Raw genomic sequence first — 2,544 nt, 5'->3', positions numbered from 1 at the left:
TGTGAATGCTAGACTAGAGTAGACAGAAACCGACAGATAAGATTGAACACTTATTTACCAAAGATATGCAGAGGCAGTGTTAGGGGCGGCCCCTAACGGAAATTGCCAGCCAATATCCTCCTCCATTCAGTGTAATATAGTGCTTCAGAATATTACATCAGGTGGAGGGCAGCGAAAGGTGGATAAGTGGAAAGTGTATATGGAAATTCATCAATTGAAAGAGCGAGGATTTAAAGTCAGTCAAATTGCAAAGAAGTTGGGGATATCTAGAACAACGGTATACGAATATTTGTCGAAGTCACCAGAGGAAATGGCGGTTTGGATGGCTGCCGCTAAGGAAAGAACCAAGAAATGCGATCCCCATCGGCAATTAATTCTTTCGTGGTTAAAGGAACATCCGGATCTTTCTTCAGCTCAGATTCATGACTGGCTGAAGGAGAGGAATTTGCTTGAGGTCGGAGAAAGCACCGTACGAGATTATGTACGGCTGTTAAGGGAAGAACATCAGATTCCCAAGACCCTGAGCGTAAGGAGCTATGAGGCGATTCCAGACCTACCTATGGGACAGCAAGCTCAAGTGGATTTCGGTCAAACCGCACAGAAAACAGCAGATGGGAAGGAGATCAAATTGTACTTCATCAGCTTTGTGCTTTCCCATTCCCGGTATAAATATGCCGAATGGCTAGATCGGCCGTTTACTACAAGGGATGTTATTCGGACTCACGAAAATGCCTTTAAAGCCTTTGAGGGGATTCCTCATGAGTTGGTGTATGATCAAGATTCTCTCATTGTGGTAAGCGAAAATGGCGGAGATATCATTCTAACGGCAGAGTTTCAGACGTATCGCTCAGAAAGAGAACTGAACCTGCACATCTGCCGTAAAGCGGATCCCGAGAGCAAAGGAAAGATTGAGAACGTGGTTGGCTACATAAAGAAGAATTTTGCCAAACATCGCACCTTTTTCAATTTGGATCATTGGAACGAGCAGTGTACCGCTTGGCTCGAAAGAACCGGAAACGGCAAGGTTCACAATACAACAAAAAAGAGACCGATCGAAGTGTTCACCCTGGAAAAGCAACACTTAAGACCGGTCACAAACCAAATAAATATTAAAAACGTTGATTCGAGTATACCAAGAACGGTTCGAAAGGACAACACTGTTCTCTACTCTTCCAACCGGTATTCTGTCCCACTTGGAACCTATGGAAAGCACAAAGAAGTCTACGTCTCGGAAGCAGCTGGAGATCGCTTAATCATCAAAGACAAGCCCGATGGAGAGGTTTTAGCCGATCACGCCATCCATCATGGAAAAGGGAAATTGATTCAAGCCACTCAGCACCGGCGCGATCGAACCAAAGGGATTGAGTCTTACATCGCTACAGTCGCTAAACAATTCGACGATGTTGAGGCGGCATTCGCCTTCTTGGAGGAAATTCGTAAGTCTTACCCCCGTTACATACGGGATCAATTAGGGATACTCTGCAAGATGCTGGATTCGACGGACACCATAACGAGGAATAAGGCTTTACAAGAATGTATGAAGCGGAGGTTGTTCAGTGCGGCGGAATTTAACGACGTCGTGGAATACCTCCACCGCCAACGCCAGTTGAACAATGAACACATTGCAAAGCCTAAGACATCCATGAAGCCGCTGAATGAACTGAACTCATCCGTGATCGACACCAAGCCGGAAATCCGCAGTTTCGATGAATATGCGGCCATCCTCAGAGGTGAGCCCGCATGAGTGTCACCTTAGAACGGCTACAAGAACAATTACGCAGCTTACAGCTCGTTGAAACAGCAAAAGCTTTACCGGACTTCATTCAGCAAGCTGAAGGCGAAGAATGGACATACCGCACGTTCTTAGACCACCTGCTGCGTTATGAGCAAGAACGCCGGGAGAAAAAGCTCATTGAGAAGCGTTTGAAATGGGCTTCCTTTCCCTTCCGTAAAACGTTAGATGAATTTGATTTAGCAGAGCAACAATCGCTAAGCAAAAAACAATTTCTGCAGCTCAGGGAGTTTACCTGGCTGGACCAAGTGTACAATCTCATTTTACTTGGACCGCCTGGCTTGGGAAAAACACACTTGGCGATTGGCCTAGGAATTGAGGCTATACTGCAAGGGTACAAAGTGTCATTTGTTTCGATGGGTGATCTCATTCAAACTCTGAAAACGGAGGAGATCACTCGAAGATCTCTGGCAAGAATGAAACGAATCCGCGAGTCTGATTTGGTCATCATCGATGATTTAATGTTTATGGCGATGGATCAAAGTGAAGCGAATCTGTTCTTTCATTTAATAAACGATTTGTATAACCGGGCTTCCATTATTCTGACGTCAAACAAGGCTCCGAATGAATGGGGTGAATTGCTGGGGGATCCCGCCATAACTACAGCGATCTTAGATCGGATTATTCATCGAGCAGAGGTCATTCATCTACGTGGTCCGAGTTACCGCATGAGGCATCGCACTACCATATTTAGGGATGAAAGTGTTCAAAATTAATCAGCAAAAAGTGTTCAATTTTACTTGACGGCTACA

Annotated in this window: 2 protein-coding genes; both read left to right on the top strand. The window is 45.2% G+C overall.

Annotated elements, in window-relative coordinates; all coding sequences use genetic code 11:
* Positions 1 to 199: 199 nt before the first annotated feature.
* On the top strand, positions 200 to 1,744 hold the full coding sequence (istA, locus tag PT964_RS26265; protein WP_274366319.1) for an IS21 family transposase: 1,545 nt from the start codon (positions 200 to 202) through the stop codon (positions 1,742 to 1,744).
* Positions 1,741 to 2,508 (top strand): IS21-like element helper ATPase IstB, encoded by a 768-nt coding sequence (gene istB / locus PT964_RS26260; protein WP_274366318.1) that lies wholly within the window; start codon positions 1,741 to 1,743, stop codon positions 2,506 to 2,508. Before istA ends, istB begins: the two co-directional genes overlap by 4 nt.
* The last annotated feature ends 36 nt before the right edge of the window (positions 2,509 to 2,544 follow it).

This window comes from Paenibacillus thermotolerans (genome assembly GCF_028745515.1).
GTDB classification, from domain to species: Bacteria; Bacillota; Bacilli; order Paenibacillales; family YIM-B00363; genus Paenibacillus_AE; species Paenibacillus_AE thermotolerans.
Note: the sequence above shows the minus strand (reverse complement) of the source record. Positions and strands in the feature narration are given on the sequence as shown.